This is a genomic window from Komagataeibacter oboediens, from assembly GCF_018491655.1.
Classification (GTDB): Bacteria; Pseudomonadota; Alphaproteobacteria; order Acetobacterales; family Acetobacteraceae; genus Komagataeibacter; species Komagataeibacter oboediens.
The window spans coordinates 44,488-63,809 of sequence record NZ_JABLUU010000017.1 but is presented as its reverse complement, the minus strand read 5'-3'; the positions used below and the strand labels follow the sequence as shown (position 1 = coordinate 63,809).

The window sequence follows — 19,322 nt, the reverse complement described above, 5'->3', positions numbered from 1 at the left end:
TCCGGATGCATTCAGGTCGTACTCCGACCTACCTTACCTGTCAGTGACGATCCAGCCCCTGACTGACGCGCACGGCCTGCATCATGGCCGGAACATTGTGAACGCGCAGCACCGTATCAGCAAAAACCAGCCCCGGCAGGCTGGCGGCAATGGTGGCCGGGTCCCGGCGGCCCGCATCCGGCTGCGCACAGATTTCACCCAGCATGCGCTTGCGTGACACACCCAGCACCACCCGGCAGCCCAGATTGGCCAGCAGCGGCAGGCGTGCCAGCAGGTCAAGGTTGCCTTCCACCGTCTTGGCAAAGCCGATGCCGGGGTCAACCAGTATGCGCGTCCTGTCGATACCGGCTGCCACCGCTTCCTCCACCCGCTGCCACAGTTCGCGCACCACATCCACCGCAACATCGCCATAAACCGTGTGGTTGCGCATGGTGGCAGGCGTCCCGCGCATATGCATGAGCATGACCGGGCAGTCATGCCGCGCCACCACCGCGCGCGCCGCCGGATCATATGTCAGGGCCGAAACATCATTGATGATATTCGCCCCTGCTTCCAATGCCCGGTCCATGACCATTGCCTGCCGCGTATCAATGGACAGGTACAGGTCATCCAGCGCCGTGCGCTCGCGCACCATGCGGATCACCGGCGCGATCCGTCGCCATTCCTCTTCTGCCGTAACAGGCGGGGCGCCGGGACGGGTGCTTTCGCCACCAATATCAACGATCCGGCATCCGGCTGCGTACATTGCCAGCATGGACTCCAGCGCGGAGGCCGCATGGTAATGCCGTCCCCCATCGCTGAAACTGTCTGGCGTGACATTGATGATCCCCATCACCTGTGGTCCCGATGGCAGGCCGGCATCGGGAAACGGAGCACTGAGACGGTCTGCAACCCCTGTCCATTGCGCGGGCAGGCTACCGGCGGGCAGGATACGTCCGTCTTCTCCCCCGCCCCACAGACGCGCCAGCGTGTAGGCCGTTGGCCCACCCGCCAGCCACCGCGCCAGCCCGGCCTCGACTGCCTGCCGGGCAGCGGGGCCATGCAGCAGGCCAACGGGTTCAATCAGCCGGTCGTTCATCAATCATTCTGCCAATGCGGGATTTTGTGGGCCGGATACAAACATGGCGGGGCAGCCATGAGCTACCCCGCCATATTCTTACGTCCGGATCAAACGGTCTAGCCTGCCGGTGCGGCACCAACTCCACCGCCACCTTCCGGTGCGGGTAGCGGGGCAACCGGTGCGGACGGCGCCGAAGGCGGCACGGACGGACGCCGGTTTTCCGGCATCGGATCGTCAACCACCACACGCTCGATCTTCTCGCCGCGCAGCACCTGCCGGATTTCCTCACCCGTCAGGGTTTCATATTCCAGCAGGGCGGCGCCCAGACGGTGCAGCTGATCGATATGTTCCAGCAGCAGGCTGCGGGCACGGTCATAGGCGGCATCAATCAGCTTGCGGACCTCGTTATCGATCTCGCGCGCCGTTTCCTCGGACACGTTCTTGTTCTGCGTGACACTGTGACCAAGGAAGACTTCCTGCCCGTTGCCACCATACGCCACCATGCCGAGCTTTTCGCTCATGCCCCATTCGGTCACCATGCGGCGGGCCACGTCGGTCGCCATCTTGATGTCACCCGAGGCACCGGTGGACACGTTATCGGGGCCAAAGATGATTTCCTCCGCCGCGCGACCACCCATGGCCAGCGTCAGCTTGCCGATGCACCACGACCGGCTTTCGGAATAACGGTCCTTTTCCGGCAGGCTCATCACCATGCCCAGTGCACGGCCACGCGGAATGATGGTCGCCTTGTGCACCGGATCGGACCCGGGCGTAAGGATACCGACAAGGGCATGGCCACCTTCATGGTAGGCGGTCATCTTCTTCTCGTCCTCGGTCATGACGAGGGAGCGGCGCTCGGCCCCCATCATCACCTTGTCCTTGGCGTTCTCGAATTCGAGCATGGCAACGGTGCGCTTGCCAAGGCGGGCAGCCATCAACGCCGCTTCATTGACAAGGTTGGCCAGGTCCGCACCCGAAAAACCGGGCGTGCCACGGGCGATCACCTTGGGGTCCACATCGGATGCCAGCGGCACCTTGCGCATATGGACGCGCAGGATCTTTTCACGGCCCGCCACATCGGGGTTGGGCACCACGACCTGACGGTCGAAACGGCCGGGACGCAGCAGGGCAGGATCGAGCACGTCGGGACGGTTGGTCGCGGCAATCAGGATCACGCCTTCATTGCTGTCAAACCCGTCCATCTCGACCAGCATCTGGTTGAGGGTCTGCTCACGCTCATCATTCCCGCCACCAAGGCCCGCGCCACGATGGCGGCCGACCGCGTCGATTTCGTCAATGAAGATGATGCAGGGGGCGGCCTTCTTGCCCTGTTCGAACATGTCACGGACACGCGACGCACCGACACCCACGAACATTTCCACGAAGTCGGAACCGGAAATGGTGAAGAACGGCACATTTGCCTCACCCGCAATGGCACGCGCCAGCAGCGTCTTGCCCGTGCCAGGAGGGCCGACCAGCAGCACACCCTTGGGGATCTTGCCGCCCAGGCGGGTAAATTTCTGCGGGTCGCGCAGGAAATCCACGATTTCCTGCAGTTCCCCCTTGGCTTCATCAATGCCCGCCACGTCATCAAACGTCACACGGCCCTGCTTTTCGGTCAGCATCCGTGCACGCGACTTGCCAAAGCCCATGGCCCGGCCGCCACCGGACTGCATCTGGCGCATGATGAAGATCCATGCCCCCACCATAAGCAGCAGCGGCGCATAGTTGATCAGGTAGCGCAGGAAGGGGTTGGTATCGCTTTCCAGCGGCTTGGCAGCGACCTCCACCCCTTTATCCGTCAGGCGGGAAATCAGGGTCGGGTCCTGCGGCGCATACGTGTCGAACGAGGTGCCATCCGTCAGTGTGCCGGTAATGTTATGTTCCTGCACCACGACAGACCGGACATGCCCGCTGTTCACGTCCCCGATGAAATCGGAATATGCCAGTTGCTGCGATGCGTGCTGCACGCTTCCGGGCTGGAAAACGTTAAACAGCAGCAGCAACAGGACGATGATGATAACCCACAGGGCCAGGTTGCGGCCGAAATTGTTCATCTTGCCTACTGTTCCATCCGCTGGCCCCTTCGCAACCACCCCACGCGGGCAGACGAACAGACGCCACGTTCACTACGTCCTATCATACATAGGACGATCAAGGGACATTCACACCCCCAATCCACCACCTTTTATGACAATGGATCAGAACGTCCGTCATCGGGGCCATAAAACATGGTTCCGGGCAACACGGGGTGGGGTGGCTGGTTCACAAAAACCGCATCGGCCACACAATCCTGCGTGCGCAGCCCGATATGCGGAACGGCCATCACATGTCCATCATGCCATAGCGCAGGCAGCGTACGCAACACGCGTGCGGGCCAGATAGAGCGCGGTCGCCCGCCTGGCCACCATGATGCAACCGCGCCTGCCGCCCCCATGGTCCAGCCATGGGGCAGGTGCTGCGCCCACAGCACGAAGCGCCGGTCCCACATCTCGCCCACACGCGCGATGACGGGCGGCGAAACCGCCGATTCTTCGCGCGCGATGATCCATTGCCCATCGCGCCACGGGATAATCGCCGCCCCGGCCAGGGTCGCGGGCCGGGGCGCATGAACCAGCCGTTCCACCGCGTCGCGCGCCGGGGAATAATCCCGCCCGGCCACTACGCGGATCAGGGCGGACAGCAGCCGCGCGGGCGCCAGCCCGGCAGGCAGCACCACCCACCCCCCACAATGAAACCGGGCATGGGCCGCAAGCCATCGCGCAGCCGCCGCATCCCGCGCCATGCGTCCCGCCCCGGCACGATGGGCCTCCATCAGCAGGCGCGCGGCATGGCCCCCGTCATGGGCCAGCGCCTGCCGCGCCCGCGCGCGTTCCGTACGCAGGTCATGATTCGACGGATCTTCCACCCACGCCACGCCTGCAGCGCGGACGGTGGCGTACAGGGCGGCCTTGGGAAACGCCAGCAATGGCCGGACAATGCGTATATCGACCGTGGGGGTCACGATCGCCATGGCCGCCAGCCCGTCATCGCCACTGTCGGCACGCGCGCGCATCATGACCGTTTCCGCCTGATCCCCCGCATGATGGGCCACCAGCAGATCCAGCGCCCCGATCTGGCGACAGGCCGCAGACAGCGCCTGATAGCGCATGCGCCGGGCACGTTCCGCCATGCGGCTTCCGCGTTCCAGTCCCGTCAGCACCAGCAGCCGGCCGGGAATGTCCAGGGTGGACAGCCGGGCAAGGGTCTGTTCGGCTTCAGTCCGGGATTCGGCCCGCAGGCCATGGTCCACCACCAGCGCCACCACATCGCGCCGCCACTGCCGCGCAAGAATGGCCAGCGCCATGCTGTCCGCCCCGCCAGATACCGCAACCGCAACCGGCACGCCCGCACCCGGCCAGGGACCAAGAGATGCCATCATGGCGGAAAAACGTGACGGATTGACCGGTTCAGCCGAAGTCACCAGCGCCGCCCGCCAGTCAGTTACATTTGGCGCGTTTACGATAGACCTGTTCAGCGGATTTGATACGGGCGGCGGGTTCGGGAAACTCGCTGGACAGCTTGTCCAGCGCCTGACAGGCCGAAGCCTTGTCATTCAGCGCCACAAGCGTGGCCGCCACCCCCAGCAGGGCGCTGGGCGCACGCTGTCCGTGTGGCGCACGGTTATAGGCATCATAATAGGCCAGCGCGGACTGGCGGTACTGTTTCTGCCCCGCCAGCGACTGCGCCAGAAGGTACTGGGCATCAACCTGCCGGGGTGACTTGGGACCGGACAGGACCTGCTGCGCATCGGCCTGCGCCGTGGCGTAATCCTGTTTCAGCAGCGCCTCATTCCCGGCTTTCAGCACCTCATCCGGCGTGCGCTTGACGGCCGCAGGTGCTGCGCCCGTGGCAGCGGCTGCAGGCGCGGCCATTGCAGTACCGGCTGCCGCGCCACCATGGCCATGCTGCATGGCGAAGTTCATATCCTCCACCTGCTTGCTGAGCGTGGCATTCTGCTGCTGGACCTGATTGGTCAACTGGTCGATCTGGCCACGCATCTGCCGTGTCTGGTCTTCCAACGCATTGACGCGATCCAGCAGCTGCAGGGTCAGGTTGCCGCTGTCATCGGCCCGGGCCAGCCCCACGCATGCCAGCGACACGCCGCATGCCAGGATGCCCACCCTGCCCCACTGGCGGCACAGGGACGGGACCGAAAGGAAACATGACATCACAGACCGCATGGACCAAACCCTCTGAAACACAAGACATGCCTACCTAAAACAAAACCGGCCGAGCGATAAGCGCCCGGCCGGTTCCATAACTGTCACGCAATCGAAAGCGTGGGCAGAAACTTACTGTACCGCCGTGATGGCGTTACGGTTCTGGGCCCAGGATGCTTCGTCATCGCCAACGGCGGTCGGACGGTCCTTACCATAGGAAATGGTGGTGATGCGCGACGCATCGACACCCTTCGCCACCAGGTAGTCATGTGCAGCGTTGGCACGACGCTCACCCAGCGCGATGTTGTATTCTTCCGTGCCACGATCATCGCAGTTACCGGCGATCTGCACGTGTACCTGCGGGTACTTGGCAAGCCACGCCGCCTGCTTGTCCAGCGTTGCCTTCGCATCGCTCGACAGCGTGTTCTGGTTCAGGGCGAACAGCACACGGTCACCAGCGGTCGCAACCAGGTCAGCTTCACTGCCCGGGGTGGGACCGACCTGCTGCGTGGCCGCGCCCGTGTTCACGTTCTTGTTCGCATGATCGGAACAGGCAGCGAGAAAAAGGGCCATGCCGGCCGCACCGAGAAGCTTCAGTTTCATTACTTTTGATCCTGGATCGGTTCCATTACTTGAAACCATTTGTTGAATTTCCGGATTTAAATATAGAACGGTCCCGAGTCTCGTTGCGTCCTGCCAAACAAACTGTCCAACAGAAACCCGCGATCGCTGGAAACCGCCGTTACCATAGAGATAAAACCCGGCCACAGTCAATGTTGGACAAACACATACCCGCCATTTGCTAAATGATTAGGTTGCGGAATATTGTCTGTCCAACTCATTGAAAAACTTACTTGTTTAATGGCGACCACGTGGGGTCCGACGCGCTTCCCGCCGGAAGGGCACGTTCATGGAAACCGGTGATATCAATTGTATTGATACCTGTTGCAAATCCGGCACCATTGCTTCCCGCAGAACTCTGGCGGCAGAACGCCAGCACGCGCCCATTGGGGCAGAAGGTCGGGCTTTCCACAGTAAAGCCCTGTGTCAGGATCCGCTCACCCGTGCCATCAGGCGCCATGACACCAAGCGAGAAACTGCCATTGGCAATACGCGAAAACGCGATCAGATCGCCACGCGGTGACCACACTGGCGACCCGTAATGGCCGTGACCATAGGAAATTCGTTTCGCATCCCCGCCTGCGGCACTCATGATATAGAGCTGCGGCGACCCGCCACGGTCGGAGTTGAATACGATCTGCGACCCGTCGGGGCTGTAGGACGGGCTGGTGTCAATCGCGCCGGACGACGTAATCTGCCGCCGCGCCATCGTGGCCAGGTCCACCGTATAGATGTCCGACCCGCTGCCACGCGTAACCGACAGGACCACGGACCGGCCATCGGGCGCGAAACGCGGGGCGAATGAAATACCCGAGAAGTCACCCAGAAGTCGTTGCTGCCCAGTATTGAGGTTGAACAGGTAAACACGCGGCCTGTAGTTGGCGTACGACATGAATGCCAGTTCACTATTGGCCGGATTGAAGCGCGGCGTCAGCGTCAGCCACTGCCCATTGGTCAGGTAACGGCTGTCCGCCCCATCCTGATCCATGATGGCAAGCCGCGTGACCTGCCGCGCACGCGGGCCGGAACGCGCGATATACGCAATGCGGGAATTGAAGTAGCCCTGTTCACCCAGCAGGCGGCCGTAGATCACATCGGCAATCACATGCGCAATGCGGCGCCAGTCCTGCGACGCGGCGGTATAGGCCGTACCCTGGACCTGCTTGCCGGTCACGACATCCCACAGGCGGAATTCCACCCGCAGGCTACCGCCCTGGTCCACGACCTTTCCGGTCACGGCCGCACGTGCGCCCATGGACTTGTAACTGCCGAAATCCGGCGTGCCCTGCGGCATGCTGGCGCTGATGGGACGGAACAGCCCACAATTCCCAAGATCGGCGGAAATCACATCCGTGATCTGCTGCGCGACGCCGCTGCCCAGCGAAGGCAGGACAATGGGAATGGGCGCGGTGCGCGCCTGGTCCACCGTGATTTCGGCATCGCCCGCCGCCTGTGCATGGGCGGCACCCGCGGCAAACAGCGGCGTGGCCATAAGGCCGCCGGCCACACCCGCCCCCATGAAGCCACGACGGCCAAAGGCCGCGGCCAGCCGGTCGGCATCATCATCGGGGATCAGTGGCTTTACGCTTGACGTCATTTTCCTCTCCTCGCCTTCGTTCCCCGTATCTCAGGGACGGAATACGAATTTCAGTTGTCTGGTCTGTCCCAGCAGGTTCTGCGGAATGGGCAGTTTGGCACAGGTGGGGCTGAGCACCGCATCACGCGCGCGTTCCGCCAGCGCACGGTAGGACGGGTCCGACGCCATCTGTGCCTGTGTCTGGGGGGCGAATTCCACCAGTCGCGCCGTACCGGTCCCATCGACCGTCACCACCAGATGCGCCACGAACTGGGCATAATTCCGCGCGGCCGTATCTTCCGAATAACAGCGCCGCACGGAATTGCCGATCGCCTTCTGCTGCGTTGCGTTCAGCGCACTGGTGATATCGCCATCCGGCGTCCCGCCGCCATCGGGCGCGCCGCCCTGCTGCGGGTTGGGGCGCGCCTTGGGCGGATGCGTCTGCTTCTGGTCCGCACGGAAGGCATCCAGCGTCGCCAGAAGGGAATGCGTATCGGGCACGTGCTTCTTCGCCTCGTTGGGCTGCGTCGTGCTTGACCGCTCCTGCACCTTGGGCGCTGCCGTCGGGTCCGGCTGGTCCGACGGGGGAACCGGGGCATGGGCCTGCGCCGGTGCGGCCTTGGGCGGCGTGGGCGGCAGCTTCACCGCATCGGGTGAAGGCTGCTGTTCACGCGGCGGCGTCGGCGCATCCGGCACGGGCTTTGGCGCCTGCTGCGGCGGCGGCATGGGTGGTGGTGGCGGTGGTGGCGGGGCCGCTTCCTCGTTCGGTGCCTTCTCCGGCGGGGTGGGCGCGGGTGGCGCCTCCTGCCTGACCGGCGCGGGCGCCGGGGCAGGCTTGGGCGCAGGCCTGTCGCCCTTGTGCGGGGTCGACGTGCCGGTATCGGCCGCGAATTCCATCTCGATCGTGGGCGGCGGTGGCGGTTCCTTGGGAACCGGCACCGGCATCCTGAGCAGTACCGCAAGCAGCAGCGCGACATGCAGCCCGCCTGACACCAGGACGGAGCGCCGCATGAGAATACGTTCGGAACGACGCGGTGGCACCACGATCAGACGGCTCCCGATACCTGGTTCAGCTCAGTGGCCGCCGGGCGGCTGCTGCGCCAGCAGCGCCACGTGCGTAAAGCCGCCTGCCGTGATCTGGCCCATGATCTGCATCACCCGGCCATAATCGATATGGGAATCCCCCCGTACGAAAATGCGGTGTTCGCGATCATTCTGCGCCGCCGCCTTCAACTGGTCCACCAACTGGTCCGGCGAGACGGGATCATCGCCCAGGTACAGGTCGCCATTGGACCGGATCGAGACGGTGATCGGCTTGGTATCGGTATTGACCGGGGCCGCGTCCGTCTTGGGCAGGTCCACGTTCACGCCGCTTGTCATCATGGGGGCCGTCACCATGAAAATGATGAGCAGCACCAGCATCACATCAACCAGCGGGGTGACGTTGATTTCCGCCATGGGGCGCCGCTTGCGCCGGCGTCCGCGCAGGTCGCTCAGGCTTGCCCCCATGATCAGGCGCCCCTTTCTTCGGACTGCCGCGACAGGATGGCGGCGAATTCGGTACCGAAGGCGTCCAGCCGGTCCTCGAACACGCTCATGCTGTTGCTGATCACGTTATAGGCGATCACCGCCGGGATGGCCGTGACAAGACCGATGGCTGTCGCGAACAGGGCCTCGGAAATACCCGGCGCCACGACGGACAGATTGGTGTTGTGCATCGCCGCGATCGACCCGAAGGCATGCATGATCCCCCACACCGTGCCGAACAGGCCGATGAACGGCGCGACCGGCCCGATGGTGGCAAGGAAGATGATCCACCGGTTCAGGCGGTCCATTTCCCGTGTAATGGTAATGGCCATGGCGCGGTTGACGCGGTCCTGCACCCCGCCATGCACCAGATCGATGCCGGTAATGCGCGACGACCGCCGCCATTCGCCCATTGCCGCGCCAAAGACTGCCGCCATGGGATGGACGGGCTTTGCCCCATCGGATTCGTACAGGTCTTCTAGGCTGCCACCGGCCCAGAAGCGTTCCTCAAAATCATCCGCCTGCCGGTTGATCCGGCGGATGGTCGTGAATTTGTCGAAGATGATTGCCCACACAATCACACTGCAGGTTACCAGGCCAATCATTACCAGCTTGACCACAATCGATGCGTGCATGAACAGCGCCCACATCGACAGATCACCCGCTGCAGCGCCCAGATTCGCCGCGTTAACCGCTTGGTCCAAATATACCTCCTGCCCACCTTGACCGTTCGCACAAACACGAAACTTGCCCCTTTAGCAAGTCGCGGCCAACCCGCTTTCCGCACAGCCTTGCATCCCGGTCAACCCATGGCACGAAAAGCACATGCACACTGCATGCCTTCGTCTGGTTCAGGCCACAAGTTCGCGTAACAGATCACGCCATAGCGGCGGAAATCGGGCAGCACGTCCATCTTCTGCGCGGATGCAGGCCAGACGGACATCCAGCGACCCGCATGCCGTGCCGCCTTCCCCATCCACACGATGAAAATCCTGAAGCAGCCGGCAGCTTGCAGCCCCCAGTTCCGTCAGGCGAGTCGTGATGCGCACGATATCATCCAGCCGCAGCGGCGCGCGGTAATCAATGGCCGCATGCCGCACCACAAAGGCCAGCCCGTAATCGGCCAGCAGGTCGGACGCCGCCTGTCCCTGCGCGCGGATGGCTTCCGTGCGGGCACGTTCCGCCAGCGCAAGGTAGCGGGCATGGTAGACCACGCCCCCCGCATCCGTGTCCTCGTAATAGATACGGAAGTCGATATTATGTTGTACCATCAATCCCATCCCCCAGCAGGTCACCCTGTCCGGGCGCGCGGGCGGGGGGGTGCAACCCCAGGTGTCGCCAGCCCCGTTCGCCCAGCATGCGCCCACGGCTTGTCCGTAGCACAAGCCCTTCCTGAATCAGGTAAGGCTCGATCACGTCCTCGAGTGTGTCACGCGCTTCCGCAAGGGCGGCTGCCAGCGTTTCCACGCCCACAGGGCCACCATGGTGGTATTCGGCGATCCGGCGCAGGTAACGGCGGTCCATGCCATCCAGCCCCATCGAGTCGACTTCCAGCCGCGACAATGCGGCATCGGCCAGCGCCCGGTCCACCGGGCCGCTGCCCGCGCGCGCCACGGCGGCAAAGTCACGCACCCGGCGCAGGAGCCTGCCCGCGATACGCGGCGTGCCACGGGACCGGCGGGCGATTTCCTCCGCCCCTTCCGGCGTCAGGTCGAATTCCAGCTTACGCGCCCCCCGGGTCACGATCTGGCACAGTTCTTCCGGAGTATAGAACACCAGCCGCAGCGGAATGCCGAACCGATCGCGCAGCGGGGTGGCCAGCAGCCCCGCGCGCGTGGTGGCTGCCACCAGCGTGAAGGGCGCCAGGTCGATCCGCACCGAACGCGCGGCAGGCCCTTCGCCGATGATCAGGTCAAGCTGGAAATCCTCCATCGCCGGGTACAGCACTTCCTCGATAGATGGATGCAGGCGATGGATTTCATCAATGAACAGCACGTCGCGCGGCTGCAGGTTCGTCAGGATCGCCGCCAGGTCGCCCGCGCGCTGGATCACCGGCCCCGATGTGGCGCGAAAGCCCACGCCCAGTTCGCGCGCCACGATCTGCGCCAGCGTGGTCTTGCCCAGTCCCGGCGGCCCGTGCAGCAGCACATGGTCCAGCGCATCACCACGCTGCCGGGCCGCGGCGATAAAAATGGCAAGGTTTTCGCGGCTGGCCTTCTGGCCGGTAAAATCATCAAGCGTCTGGGGCCGCAGCGACCCCTCGTTGCCGTCTTCCTCCCCCCTGCGGGCGTCGATCTCACGCTCGGGCTGTTCGCTCATCGGGCCAGTTCCTTCAGCGCGTCACGAATCACGACATCTAGATCGACATTGTCCTCGAAGCGGCCAATCACCCGTTCCACCACGGGCTGCGCCTCGGCACGGCGGAAGCCAAGACCGGACAGTGCCAGCACCGCATCCGCCGCGATGCTGCGTGGCGTGGGAACCGCAACAGTCGCCGCCGATACCGCCACCCCTGCGGGCAGGCCGGTGGGCATCCCGTCGCACTTGTCGCGCAGTTCGGTCACGATTCGTTGTGCCAGCCGTGCGCCCACGCCACCCGCACGGGTCAGCATGGTCTTGTCTCCCGCCGCGATCGCGGCCATGAGGTCCGGCGGCGGCAGGACCGACAGGATGGCCAGCGCAACCTTCGCCCCCACGCCCTGCACGGTGGTCAGCAGGCGGAACCATGACCGTTCCGATGCCTCGGCAAAACCGTACAGCAGGATGGCGTCTTCCCGCACCACGGTTTCCACCAGCACGCAGGCCAGTTCCGGCGGTTGGGGAAGTGCGGCTAGCGTGCGGCTGGATGCCTGCACCAGATAGCCGACGCCATTGACGTCAATGACGCAGCGATCCGCCTCCACCTGCGCCAGCAGGCCGCGCAGCTGCGCGATCATGCCATCCTCGTCGCGTTGGCGATGTGGGCGGCGCTGGCGCGATGGTGGGCGTGGCAGATCGCTACCGCCAGCGCATCCGCCGCGTCCGCGCGCTTCAGCAATGCCGTGGGCAGGATACGGCGGACCATCATGCAGACCTGTTCCTTTGTCGCGGCCCCGGTGCCGACCACGGCACGCTTGACCGTTTTCGCCCCGTATTCGGCCACGGGAATATCCAGCAGCATCGGCACCAGCAGCCCCACCCCGCGGGCATAACCCAGCTTCAGCGTCGCGGCCCCGTTGCGGTTGACATAGGTTTCCTCAACCGCGGCTTCATCCGGGGCAAAGTTCCGCGCCAGTTCCAGCAGCGCATCATGCAGATGGCGCAGGCGTTCGGGCACGGACAGTGCCGAATCGGTGGCGATCACCCCATCGGCCACATGGCTCAGCCGGTTACCCTGCGCCGTCACGACCCCCCAGCCGGTAAACCGCAGGCCGGGATCGATACCAAGGATGCGGACCACCGGCCGGATCAGGCCGACAGCTTTTCGGCCACGTCGTCCGGCACGTCGAAATTGGCGTACACCGCCTGCACGTCATCATGGTCTTCCAGCGTGTCGATCAGTTTGAACACGCTGCGTGCCTTGTCTTCATCCAGTTCGACCGTATTGGACGGACGCCAGTCCAGCTTGGCCGAAGCCGGTTCGCCAAAGCGGGTTTCCAGCGCGTCACGCACGGCGAAGAAGGATTCGACCGGGCAGGTCACTTCATGCATGCCGTCCACGGTCTCGACATTCTCGGCGCCGGCTTCAAGGCCCGCCTCGATCAGGTCGTCCTCGCTGGCCGCATCAGCCGGATAGGTGATCACGCCCAGACGGGTGAACATGAAGGAGACCGAGTTCGTTTCCCCCAGCGAACCGCCATGCTTGGAAAACGCGGCACGGACATCGGACGCCGTACGGTTGCGGTTATCGGTCAGCCCTTCCACGATCACGGCGACACCGGCGGGGCCGTAGCCTTCGTACCGGACTTCCGTATAGTCATCGCCACCACCGGCACCAGATGCCTTCTTGATCGCACGTTCGACCGTGTCCTTGGGCATGTTGACTTCACGCGCGGCGGAAATGGCGGCACGCAGGCGCGGGTTCATGGCCGGGTCGGGCATGCCCTCACGCGTGGCCACGGTGATTTCACGGATGACCTTGGCAAACTGCTTGGCCCGCTTGGCGTCCTGCGCGCCCTTGCGGTGCATGATGTTCTTGAATTGGGAATGACCCGCCATCGTTCGTCCCTGATCCTGTTTCGTCTATCGTTCTTGTCTGTCCACCCCGGGGCAGCTGGTCAGACCAGCCGCCCGTGGCAGTGCTTGTATTTCTTGCCCGACCCGCAGGGGCACGGCGCATTGCGCGAGACCTCGCCCCAGCTGGACGGGTCATCGGGCATGACCGCCGCCGCGCCAATGGGCGTGGCCATGGACGGGTCCGGCTGGCGGCCCGTCGCGTCGGGCATCAGGCCGGGTCCCGGCTCGTTCTCCAGCCCCGGCACTTCGGGGTCAGAGTGGATTTCGGCAACACCGGCAAACGGATTGTCAATCGGCGGCGGCGCCATTTCCACCCGCGCCATGGTGGAGGTCACGCGCACCCGCAGCAGGTCCAGCATGGCGTGGAACAGTTCGAACGCTTCATGCTTGAACTCATTCAACGGGTCCTTCTGGCCATACGCGCGCAGGCCGATGCCCTGGCGCAGCTGGTCCAGGGCCAGCAGGTGTTCCTTCCATACAGCGTCGAACGTGGTCAGCAGGACCTGCTTTTCAACATACCGCATGACCGAGGGGCCGAAATTGGCGGCCCGGCTGGCCTGCGACTGCGCAGCGGCCTGCTCGATCCGTTCGGTCACGACGCCAGCGTCCACGCCGTCCTCCTTCGCCCATTCCGCGATCGGCAGGGTCAGGTTCAGCGTGGCCTGCACATCCTGCGCCAGTTCGTCCTTCAGCCACTGTTCGGGGAAGGATTTTTCAGGGATGCAGCGGGCCACCATGTCGTGGATCACGTCTTCACGCATTTCGGTGATGATGGGGGAGACATCTTCCGCCCCCATGTATTCCCGGCGCTGGGCATAGACTTCCTTGCGCTGGTCATTCATCACGTCATCATATTTGAGCGTGTTCTTGCGCATGTCGAAGTTGCGGGCCTCGACCTTTTTCTGCGCGCGCTCAAGGGCCTTGTTGATCCAGGGATGGACGATGGCCTCCCCTTCCTTCAGGCCCAGCTTCTGCAGCATGTTGCCCATGCGGTCGGTGCCGAAGATGCGCATGAGGTCATCTTCAAGCGAGATGAAGAAGCGCGAATTGCCCGGATCACCCTGACGGCCCGCACGGCCACGCAGCTGGTTGTCGATACGGCGGCTTTCATGCCGTTCGGTGCCGATGACATACAGACCACCCGCCTTGCGCACGATGTCGTGATCACGCGCCACCGTCTCGCGCAGTTCCTGCTCGCGCCGGGCGCGTTCCTCGGGGTCCTCGATGCCGGCAAGACGCTGGTGGATCAGCATGTCCACATTACCGCCCAGCTTGATGTCGGTGCCGCGCCCGGCCATGTTGGTCGCGATCGTGATCGCCCCGGGTGCACCGGCCTGCGCCACGATCTCGGCCTCGAGTTCATGGAAGCGGGCGTTAAGGACATTGTGCCTGATGCCGTGCTGACGCAGCAGGGAGGAGAGGTATTCGCTCTTCTCGATCGACGTCGTGCCCACCAGCACCGGCTGGCCGGATGTCCTGCTGATCTCCTGTATCAGGCTGGCGACCGCCTCGTATTTCTCCCGCGCGGTCAGGTAGACCTCGTCATCATCATCCTTGCGCGCGACGGGCAGGTTGGTCGGGATCTCGATCACGTCGAGCTTGTAGATATCCGCGAATTCGTCCGCTTCCGTCATGGCCGTGCCGGTCATGCCCGACAGGCGGGGATACATGCGGAAATAGTTCTGGAACGTGATCGAGGCCAAGGTCTGGTTTTCCTGCTGGACCTCGACATGTTCCTTGGCTTCCAGCGCCTGGTGCAGGCCGTCCGAATACCGGCGGCCTTCCATCATGCGGCCGGTGAACTCGTCAATGATGATCACCTTGCCACCGCGCACGATGTAATCGACATCGCGGGTGAACAGCGTATGCGCGCGCAGCGACTGCTGGACATGGTGGATCACCGCCACGTTGTGGCTGTCATACAGGCCGCCTTCATGCAGCACGCCCGCCGTGCGCAGCAGGTCCTCCACCTGTTCCGCACCCTTTTCCGTCAGGATGACGGAGCGGAATTTCTCATCCTTCTCGTACGTTTCCGGGTCGGCCACCAGGGCGACCATCACCTCGTCCACGGCACGGTACAGGTCGGAACTGTCCTCGGCGGGGCCGGAGATGATGAGCGGGGTGCGCGCCTCATCGATCAGGATCGAGTCGACCTCATCGACGATGGCATGGTGGAACGGCCGCTGGACCATGTCCTCCACGCGGTACTTCATGTTGTCGCGCAGGTAGTCAAAACCGAATTCGTTGTTGGTGCCGTAGGTTATGTCGGCACGATAGGCGGCGCGCCGCTCATCCTCAGGCATGTTGGGCACGACCACGCCCACGCTCAGGCCGAGGAAGTTGTACAGCGCGCCCATCTGGTCGGCATCGCGGCTGGCGAGGTAGTCGTTGACGGTCACGACATGCACGCCCTTGCCCGCCAGCGCGCTGAGATAGACGGCAAGCGTCGCGACAAGGGTCTTGCCCTCACCCGTGCGCATTTCCGCAATCTTGCCATCATGAAGGACCATGCCACCAATCAGCTGCACATCGAAATGCCGCATGCCCAGCACGCGCTTCGAAGCCTCGCGGCAGACGGCAAAGGCTTCGGGCAGCAGGGCATCCAGTGTTTCGCCCGTGGCAAGGCGTTCACGGAACTCGGTCGTCTTGGCGGCAAGGGCTGCATCGTCCAGCGCCTGGACCTGGGGTTCCAGCGCGTTGATCGCGGGCACACGCCGCTGGTACGATTTCAGCGCCCGGTCATTGGCGGTTCCGAACAGGGCGCGGGCAATACTGGCGAACATGAAGACCTTCCCGGAATGACAGTCCCGCACGCCCGCAGCGGACCGGCTGGGCGGGGGCAGGCTTGGCGGATAAAATTCTCGCGCGGAGACATGAGATAGGACCCACGCCGCCACTGGTCAACCGATGGACCGCAGCGCCATGGCGGAAACGGGGGAAAACGGCCATATCGCATCCGGCCCTTGCAGGTCGGGCCGCCCTTCGCCATGATGCCTGCCGAACGCGTTCATAACTAGGGTTTTTTGCACATGCGGACTATCAGTCCGGCAAAGGCTGTCGCAACGATGGCCCTGCTTGCTTCTTCTTTCATTGTCCCTCCTGCACTCGCGGCGTCGCCCGCGCCGGCGGCGACCAAGCCCGCTGCGCCGGCCACGGCGGACCAGAATCCGCTCCTCGCCAGCGTGAACGGGCAGGACATCCGCCTCAATGACGTGCGGCAGGCCATGGCCACGATGCCCGAGCAGCTGCGCAAGCTGCCCGACAACATCATCGTGCCGATCCTGCTCAACCAGCTTGTGGACCAGCGCGCCATCCAGGTCGCGGCCGCCAAGGCCGGGCTGGACAAGCAGCCCGACGTCCAGCAGCAGATGCAGCAGGCTGCGCAGAATGCGCTGCAGAATGCCTATCTGTCCGCGCAGGTCGCCCCCACACTGACCGATGACGCGGTCAAGGCGTATTACGACAAGAACTACGCCAACAAGCCGGGCGCCGAGGAAATCCACGCCCGCCACATCCTGGTGCAGACCGAGGCCGAGGCCAATGACGTCATCAAGCAGCTGAAGGCCGGCGCCGACTTTGGCCAGCTGGCCACCAAGCTGTCCAAGGATCCCGGATCGGCCAAGCAGAATGGCGGCGACCTGGGCTGGTTCAAGAAGGGCGACATGCTGCCGACCTTCTGGGATGCGGCATCGGCCATGCAGCCCAACACCTTCAGCCAGACCCCGGTCCATACCCAGTACGGCTGGCATGTGATCCAGGTGCTGGGCAAGCGCACCGCGCCCACGCCCACGCTGGACGCAACCCGCGACCAGATCCGCCAGAAGCTGATCCAGGAAGGCGTGCAGAAAGCCGTCAGCAACGCCCTGGCGCAGGTCAAGGTCGTGCGCTACGGCCCCGATGGCAAGCCGCTGCCTGAACAGCCCGCGGCCCACTGACCCGGACGTGGCGCGGGCGGGCGCACAACCGTGTTCCTGCCCGCGCCACCTGTTTATCCATTCCCCGTTTCCCGCTGTCATCCCAGGATCCTGACCGACCATGGCCAACGCCCTGCCCGTCTCCCCCCTTGCCCGGCCACTGCCTGAACTTCCGCCCGTGGCGGGGGTGCGTTTTGGCGCAACAGCGGCGGGCATCCGCTACACGGGGCGCACCGACCTGGTGATGGCGGAATTCGCGCCGGGCACGACCGTCGCGGGCGTCTATACCCGCAGCAAGTGCCCCGGTGCGCCGGTGGACTGGTGCCGCGCCGCCATGGCCGATGGCCGTGCGCGCGCGCTGGTGGTCAATGCCGGGAACGCCAATGTGTTTACCGGCCGCGCAGGGTTCGAGGCGACACAGGCCAACGCTGCCGATGCAGCGCGTCTGGTCAACTGTGCCGCGAGCGAGGTTTTCCTCGCCTCCACCGGTGTGATCGGTGAAATCCTGCCCTACCAGAAGATTTCGGCGGCACTGCCCGGCCTGTACGCCACCCTGTCGGATAACGGCTGGGCGGACGCCGCGCGCGGCATCATGACCACCGACACCTTCCCCAAGGCCGCGACCCGCACGGCACGCATCGGGGAAACCACGGTGCGGATCCAGGGCATCGTCAAGGGCAGCGGCATGGTGGCACCCGACATGGCCACCCTGCTATCCTTCATCGCAACCGATGCGAAGCTGCCCGCGGGCGTGATCCAGTCCCTGCTGTCTGATGGCGTCAACCGCAGCTTCAACTGCATTACGGTGGATTCGGACACCTCCACCTCCGACATGATCCTGCTGTTCGCCACGGGACAGGCGGGCAATGTGGAGATCGAGGATGCGCAGTCCCCGCATCTGGCGGACTTCCGCACGGCACTTGATTCCCTGCTGCTGGAACTCGCCCTGCTGGTGATCCGCGATGGCGAGGGCGTCACGAAGATGATGCACATCGTCGTCACGGGCGCGGTGTCCGATGACTCGGCCCACCGCGTCGCCATGGCGGTCGCCAATTCCCCGCTGGTCAAGACCGCCGTTGCGGGGGAAGACGCCAACTGGGGCCGCGTCGTCATGGCGGTCGGCAAATGTGGCGAACCCGCCAACCGCGATACGCTGTCGGTCGGTATTGGCGGAACATGGATCGCCCGGAACGGCACCGTCGTGCATGATTACGATGAAACGCCCGTGGTCGCGCACATGCGCGGACAGGAAATCGAGATCGCGATCGATCTGGGTCTGGGCAACGGCACGGCACAGGCATGGGGCTGTGACCTGACGCACGGCTATATCAACATCAACGGGTCCTATCGCAGCTAAGGCGCCTGCCGGGCGCCTGATTGCGGGCGTGCGTTTTTTTTCCTGTTCCGTTGCGCACGCAGCAATGGCATTGCTGTGGTGGTATACCCATCACGTCTGCCAGACAGGAACAGCCTGCATGACAAACCCGTTTTTCCGCCCTGCCTCCACCCAACAGGATGTCTGGACCTATGGAGGGTTCTGGATCCGGGTCGTGGCCTATGTGATCGATTCCATCGTGCTGTGGGCGCTTCTGGGGCTGCTGGGCATGCTGCTGGTGCCGCCCAGCCTCTCGATCTCCATATTCGACCCGCAATCGACCGGGGGCAGCGGGGGCGATTACCGGATTTCCTATATCCAGCCAGCAGACTACACCATCGTTTCCAGCACGCCCCACCTGCACTGGAACGGCAACGGGCTGTTCGAACTGATCACCCTGCTGCTGCCCGCCGCGTACTACATCGTGTTCGAGGCATCATCCCTGCAGGCCACGCCGGGCAAGATCCTGTGCCGCATGCGCGTGACCGACCTGTATGGCAACCGCATCACAGCGCTGCGGGCGGCAGGGCGGTATTTTGGCAAATACCTGTCGGCACTGATCTGTGGGGTGGGTTTCCTCATGGTCATGTGGACGCAGCGCAAGCAGGGGCTGCATGACATTCTGGCGGGCACCTGCGTGATCCGGCGCGAAGCGCGCGCGCCTGCGCCACTGCCGCCACAATGGGGCGGCTGACACAAAAAAACATGACAAAAATGCAACCTTGTCCCGTCTGCCGGCCTTCTATTCTGATATTGAATGTTTTTCCCGCAGCATGACGGCCCGCCCCGCGCAGGAATGCGCGCGGGCGTTTTGGTGTTACGGTGAGGGGCC

General features: G+C 64.0%; 18 protein-coding genes. 3 read left to right on the top strand and 15 right to left on the bottom strand.

Annotated elements, in window-relative coordinates:
• Positions 1-40: 40 nt before the first annotated feature.
• The 15 genes from folP to secA all read right to left on the bottom strand — a co-directional run bounded on the left by folP (position 41) and on the right by secA (position 15,984).
• Positions 41-1,078, bottom strand: coding sequence for a dihydropteroate synthase (folP, locus tag HNO79_RS13335; protein ID WP_214165456.1), 1,038 nt, complete (start codon positions 1,076-1,078; stop codon positions 41-43).
• A 98-nt stretch (positions 1,079-1,176) separates the two neighbouring features.
• A complete protein-coding gene (ftsH, locus tag HNO79_RS13330) occupies positions 1,177-3,117 on the bottom strand; it encodes an ATP-dependent zinc metalloprotease FtsH (RefSeq protein ID WP_010515139.1) in 1,941 nt (646 codons plus the stop codon).
• Positions 3,118-3,248: 131 nt separating this feature from the next.
• A complete protein-coding gene (gene tilS / locus HNO79_RS13325) occupies positions 3,249-4,523 on the bottom strand; it encodes a tRNA lysidine(34) synthetase TilS (RefSeq protein ID WP_214165457.1) in 1,275 nt (424 codons plus the stop codon).
• 16 nt (positions 4,524-4,539) lie between these two features.
• Positions 4,540-5,283: a tol-pal system YbgF family protein gene (locus HNO79_RS13320; protein ID WP_010515141.1), complete on the bottom strand. Its 744-nt coding sequence runs from the start codon at positions 5,281-5,283 to the stop codon at positions 4,540-4,542.
• 111 nt (positions 5,284-5,394) lie between these two features.
• Positions 5,395-5,865: a peptidoglycan-associated lipoprotein Pal gene (gene pal / locus HNO79_RS13315; protein WP_010509121.1), complete on the bottom strand. Its 471-nt coding sequence runs from the start codon at positions 5,863-5,865 to the stop codon at positions 5,395-5,397.
• Positions 5,866-6,112: 247 nt separating this feature from the next.
• Complete coding sequence (gene tolB, locus HNO79_RS13310; RefSeq protein ID WP_010515142.1) at positions 6,113-7,480, bottom strand: Tol-Pal system beta propeller repeat protein TolB; 1,368 nt, start codon at positions 7,478-7,480, stop codon at positions 6,113-6,115.
• A gap of 30 nt (positions 7,481-7,510) precedes the next feature.
• Positions 7,511-8,503, bottom strand: a complete 993-nt coding sequence (locus tag HNO79_RS13305) for a hypothetical protein (RefSeq protein WP_029329575.1) — start codon at positions 8,501-8,503, stop codon at positions 7,511-7,513.
• 30 nt (positions 8,504-8,533) lie between these two features.
• Positions 8,534-8,968 carry a protein TolR gene (gene tolR / locus HNO79_RS13300; protein WP_010515144.1) on the bottom strand — a complete coding sequence of 145 codons (435 nt, stop codon included), beginning with the start codon at positions 8,966-8,968 and terminating at the stop codon, positions 8,534-8,536.
• Positions 8,969-8,970: 2 nt separating this feature from the next.
• Complete coding sequence (tolQ, locus tag HNO79_RS13295) at positions 8,971-9,636, bottom strand: protein TolQ (RefSeq protein WP_010515145.1); 666 nt, start codon at positions 9,634-9,636, stop codon at positions 8,971-8,973.
• Between the two features lie 201 nt (positions 9,637-9,837).
• Positions 9,838-10,257: a YbgC/FadM family acyl-CoA thioesterase gene (locus HNO79_RS13290; RefSeq protein WP_010515147.1), complete on the bottom strand. Its 420-nt coding sequence runs from the start codon at positions 10,255-10,257 to the stop codon at positions 9,838-9,840.
• Entirely contained in the window at positions 10,244-11,305 is a 1,062-nt protein-coding gene (ruvB, locus tag HNO79_RS13285) for a Holliday junction branch migration DNA helicase RuvB (RefSeq protein WP_214165458.1), read from the bottom strand. The genes HNO79_RS13290 and ruvB overlap by 14 nt, the downstream gene beginning before the upstream one ends.
• Positions 11,302-11,922, bottom strand: coding sequence for a Holliday junction branch migration protein RuvA (gene ruvA, locus HNO79_RS13280; RefSeq protein WP_010515149.1), 621 nt, complete (start codon positions 11,920-11,922; stop codon positions 11,302-11,304). The genes ruvB and ruvA overlap by 4 nt, the downstream gene beginning before the upstream one ends.
• Entirely contained in the window at positions 11,919-12,425 is a 507-nt protein-coding gene (ruvC, locus tag HNO79_RS13275; RefSeq protein WP_010515151.1) for a crossover junction endodeoxyribonuclease RuvC, read from the bottom strand. The genes ruvA and ruvC overlap by 4 nt, the downstream gene beginning before the upstream one ends.
• An 8-nt stretch (positions 12,426-12,433) precedes the next feature.
• Positions 12,434-13,183 carry a YebC/PmpR family DNA-binding transcriptional regulator gene (locus tag HNO79_RS13270; protein ID WP_010515152.1) on the bottom strand — a complete coding sequence of 250 codons (750 nt, stop codon included), beginning with the start codon at positions 13,181-13,183 and terminating at the stop codon, positions 12,434-12,436.
• A gap of 59 nt (positions 13,184-13,242) precedes the next feature.
• The gene (gene secA / locus HNO79_RS13265; RefSeq protein WP_214165459.1) at positions 13,243-15,984 is read right to left on the bottom strand and encodes a preprotein translocase subunit SecA; all 2,742 of its coding nucleotides are present in this window, start codon (positions 15,982-15,984) and stop codon (positions 13,243-13,245) included.
• A 246-nt stretch (positions 15,985-16,230) separates the two neighbouring features.
• Between secA and HNO79_RS13260 the strand changes: the two genes are divergently transcribed.
• The 3 genes from HNO79_RS13260 to HNO79_RS13250 all read left to right on the top strand — a co-directional run bounded on the left by HNO79_RS13260 (position 16,231) and on the right by HNO79_RS13250 (position 19,184).
• On the top strand, positions 16,231-17,136 hold the full coding sequence (locus HNO79_RS13260; protein WP_244987546.1) for a peptidylprolyl isomerase: 906 nt from the start codon (positions 16,231-16,233) through the stop codon (positions 17,134-17,136).
• Between the two features lie 100 nt (positions 17,137-17,236).
• Positions 17,237-18,472, top strand: coding sequence for a bifunctional glutamate N-acetyltransferase/amino-acid acetyltransferase ArgJ (gene argJ, locus HNO79_RS13255; protein WP_200409907.1), 1,236 nt, complete (start codon positions 17,237-17,239; stop codon positions 18,470-18,472).
• 118 nt (positions 18,473-18,590) lie between these two features.
• On the top strand, positions 18,591-19,184 hold the full coding sequence (locus HNO79_RS13250) for an RDD family protein (protein WP_010515157.1): 594 nt from the start codon (positions 18,591-18,593) through the stop codon (positions 19,182-19,184).
• Positions 19,185-19,322 lie beyond the last annotated feature (138 nt).